The organism is Sphingomonas segetis, assembly GCF_009720245.1.
In the GTDB taxonomy this organism is placed as follows: domain Bacteria; phylum Pseudomonadota; class Alphaproteobacteria; order Sphingomonadales; family Sphingomonadaceae; genus Sphingomicrobium; species Sphingomicrobium segetis.
Genome location: NZ_WJSQ01000209.1, coordinates 1 through 3507, shown reverse-complemented (window position 1 = coordinate 3507; position 3507 = coordinate 1). Strand labels below are relative to the sequence as shown.

The following is a 3507-nucleotide window of genomic DNA, read 5'->3' as shown; positions in this document are numbered from 1 at the left end:
CAATCGAGGCCAAGAGCGTGGTGCTCTATCCCAAGGGCCGCGAGAAGCTCGGCCTTCGCCAGGCGCGCGCGTTGCCGGCGGTCGCGATAGGCCTGGCCGCGCCCGTCGTGGACGAGGAGATTGTCGAGCGCGACGCCGTCGCGGGTGGTGTGGATCCGCGCATCGATGATGTTCGCCCCGACCGACGCGAGACCCGCGCAGATTCGGTAGAAGAGGCCCTCGCGGTCGGGGGTGAAGACGCTTACGCGCATCGCGCCGCTTTCCGGGTCCTCCGCGACGGCAACGCTCGGCTTGGCATCGCCAAACCGCGCCTCAGTTTCCGCGACCTGGCGCGCGTTGGCGACCTGCCACTGGAGCGGCTCGGCGAGCCAATAGCTGTCGGGCAGGCGCCTCGCGTGCGCCTTCGCCGCGCTGGCCTTCCAGCCGAGCGCTCTCGCCAGTTCCTTCTGGCGCGCGCGCACCAGCTCGGTTCGGCCGTGCTGCTTGTGTCCCAGCCGAAGCCGCTCCTCGGCCGCTTCGAACAGCGTGCGAAGGAGCGTACGCTTCCATTCGTTCCAGATCCCGGGCCCGACGGCGCGGATGTCGACAACGGTCAGGATGAGGAGCAGCCTCAGCCGCTCCGGGCTTTGCACCTGGCGGACGAAGTCCTCGATCGTCTTGGGGTCGGCGAGATCGCGCTTGAACGCGGTCGACGAGAGCAGCAGGTGGTAGCGGACTAGCCAGGAAACGGTCTCCGTCTCCGCCGGATCGAGTCCAAAGCGCGGGCAAAGCTTGAGCGCGATGTCGGCGCCGATGACGCTGTGGTCGCCGCCGCGCCCCTTTGCGATGTCGTGCAGCAGAACGGCGACATAGAGCACGCGGCGCGAGGCGATCTGCCGGAAGATGGCGGTCGAGATCGGATGATCGTTCTTGAGCTCGCCGCGTTCGATTGCCGCCAGCAGGCCGATCGCCCGGATCGAATGCTCGTCGACCGTATAATGGTGGTACATGTCGAACTGCATCTGCGCGACGACGCGGCCGAAGTCAGGAACGAAGCGGCCGAACACGCCGGCCTCATTCATCCAGCGCAGCACCAGCTCGGGCGAATGTACGCAGGTCAATGCTTCCATGAACAGCGCGTTTGCCGCGGGATCGCGGCGGACGGAGCGGTCGATCAGCACCGCGTCGCGGGTCGCGGCTCGCATTGCCGTCGGGTGGATTTCGAGCTGCTCGCGGGCCGCGAACGCGAACAGTTCGAGCAGGCGAACGGGGTCGGCGCGAAAGAAATCGTCCGAGGGCATCGAGATCCGTCCGCGGTCGAGCACGAAACCTCCGAGCCGCTTCGGGCGGCGGCGGATGGTAGGAAGCGCGAAGCGGAAGCCCTTCTTGCCGAGCTGCTCGTCGAGTTGCGCGAGGAACAGCCCAGTGAGGTCGCCGACGGTCCTCGCGTTGATGAAGTAGAATTGCATGAAGCGCTCGACCGCCGATTTCCCCGGCCGGTCGGCGTAGTTCATGATCTCCGCGATCCGCGGCTGGTAATCGAAGCTCAGCCGCTCCTCGGGGCGTCCGGCGAGCAGGTGGAGGTGGCAGCGCACCGACCAGAAGAAGCGTTCCGCCCGGTCGAAGCGGCGAAACTCCGCCGCGGTGAGAAGCCCCGCGCCGACGAGGTCCGCCGGGCGCTCGACGCCGTGGACATATTTGCCGATCCAATAGAGCGCATGGAGGTCGCGAAGGCCGCCCTTGCCGTCCTTGACGTTAGGCTCGACGACGTAGCGGCTGTCGCCCATCTTGACGTGGCGCTCGTCGCGCTCGGCGAGCTTTGCGGCGACGAACTCGCTTGCGGTTCCGGCGACCACCTCCTTGCGGAAGCGCCGCATCGCGGCATCGAACAGTTTCTCATCACCCCATAGCCAGCGCGCTTCGAGGAAGGCGGTGCGGACCGTCATGTCCTTTTTGGCGAGCGCGATGAGCTGCGCGGTCGAGCGCACCGAATGGCCGACCTTGAGCTTCAGGTCCCACAAAAGGTGCAGGATCGCCCCGGCGGTTTGCTCCTGGTCCGGCGTCGGCGCTTTCGCTGTCAGGAACATCAGGTCGAGGTCGCTGAACGGCGCCATCTCTCCGCGGCCGGTGCCGCCGAGCCCGATCAGTCCGAGCCCCTCCACCGGCAGGTCGATTATCCGGCTGCAGACGAAATCATGGGCGAGGCGAACGATCTGGTCGTGAAGGAAGGCAGTGGCCCGCGCCGCTGCGCGGCCGTTCCCCGGCTCCCGTGCCAGGCGCGTCGCAACTTCCGCGCGGCCATGCTCGAGGACCTCGCCAAGTATGGTTGCTGCGCTGCCGGTGAGCTTCTTGCCTGAGCGAAGGCCGGCGAGCCGGTCGGCAACCGCGCGACGGTCGATGATCGCGCGCTGGTTGTCGATCTCGTGGAAGCTCATCAGCCCTGCCCGGACGCCAGTCTCTTGAGCCGATATAATTGCTCGAGCGCCTCGCGCGGAGTCAGGTTGTCTGGCTCAATCTCGGCGAGGGCGGCGGTGAGCGGGTCGGGGCCGTGCTCCGGTTCCGCGGTCGCGGCAAAAAGGGGCAAATCGTCGAGTCCGGCTGCGATCCCGCCGGTCGCGTCGCGGCCTGCCTCGAGCTTGGCGAGCACGGACTTGGCGCGCGCGACCACGGCGGGCGGCAGGCCGGCGAGCTTGGCGACCGCGATCCCGTAGCTTCGGTCGGCGGCGCCGTCGGCGAGCTCGTGGAGCAGGACGAGGTCGCCCTTCCACTCGCGTGCGCGGACGTGGTGGAGCGAGAGTGAGTCGAGCCTGCCGGCGAGCCGCGTCAGCTCGTGATAGTGCGTCGCGAAGAGCGTCCGGCACTTCACCTGATCGTGCATTGCCTCGACCACCGCCCAGGCGATCGCGAGTCCGTCGTAAGTCGAGGTGCCCCGGCCGATCTCGTCGAGGATGACGAGGCTTTTCGGAGTCGCCTGGGCGAGAATCGCCGCGGTCTCGACCATCTCGACCATAAAGGTCGAGCGGCCGCGGGAGAGATTGTCGGAGGCGCCGACGCGGCTGAACAGGCGGTCGACGATGCCGATCTTCGCGCGTGCGGCCGGGACGAAGCTGCCAGACTGCGCGAGCACGGCGATCAGGGCGGCCTGGCGCAGGAAGGTCGACTTGCCGCCCATGTTGGGGCCGGTGATGAGCCACAGGCGATCGTTCGCGCCCATCGACAAATCGTTGGCGACGAAGCGTTCGCCGCCGTGCTGGAGCGCGGCTTCGACGACGGGGTGGCGGCCCGCGTCGACTTCGATGCACGGCTCGTTCGTGAGCTGGGGGAAAGTCCAGCCGCCTTCCGCTGCTCGGTGTGCATGGCTCGCCGCGACGTCGATGCGGGCGATCGCTTCTGCGGTGCCAGTGATCTGCGGCGCTGCGGCGACGGCGAGCGCGGTCAGCTCGAAGCGGTTCACCGGTCTCATCGTTCTCGACGCCAACGTCGGCAATGCGGCGATCCTCGGTCTCGATGCGGGCTATCTCACCAACC

At 67.7% G+C, this 3507-nt stretch carries 1 protein-coding gene and 1 pseudogene; both read right to left on the bottom strand.

Features of this window, described 5'->3' with window-relative positions; translation table 11 throughout:
- On the bottom strand, positions 1-2414 hold a 2414-nt coding region (locus GH737_RS13710; RefSeq protein ID WP_155265345.1), incomplete at its 3' end, for a [protein-PII] uridylyltransferase.
- Positions 2414-3421: pseudogene (locus tag GH737_RS13705) on the bottom strand (MutS-related protein); the annotation flags it as partial. The pseudogene GH737_RS13705 and the gene GH737_RS13710, both read right to left, overlap by 1 nt.
- Positions 3422-3507: the final 86 nt, after the last annotated feature.